Origin of the sequence: Shewanella sp. T24-MNA-CIBAN-0130 (genome assembly GCF_040310185.1) — a bacterium.
In the GTDB taxonomy this organism is placed as follows: Bacteria; Pseudomonadota; Gammaproteobacteria; order Enterobacterales; family Shewanellaceae; genus Shewanella; species Shewanella psychromarinicola.
The window spans coordinates 1-257 of record NZ_JBEOPP010000409.1 but is presented as its reverse complement, the minus strand read 5'-3'; the positions used below and the strand labels follow the sequence as shown (position 1 = coordinate 257).

General features: G+C 47.9%; 1 protein-coding gene. It reads left to right on the top strand.

What is annotated here, in order from left to right:
• Positions 1–257, top strand: a 257-nt coding sequence (locus AAEZ02_RS22910) for a YebC/PmpR family DNA-binding transcriptional regulator (RefSeq protein WP_351125423.1), incomplete at both ends; no start/stop codon positions are given.

The window sequence follows — 257 nt, the reverse complement described above, 5'->3', positions numbered from 1 at the left end:
ATTTATTCGAGAGCTTACTGTAGCAGCTCGCGAAGGCGGTTCAGATGTTGATGCTAACCCCAGATTACGCGCTGCAGTTGATAAAGCCTTATCCAATAATATGACCCGTGATACCGTTGAACGCGCCATAAAACGCGGTGCCGGTGAGATAGATGGTCAGCAACTAGAAACCATTATTTATGAAGGCTATGGTCCAGGTGGTACTGCGGTCATGGTTGAAACGATGACAGACAATCGTAATCGCACCGTTTCTGGGG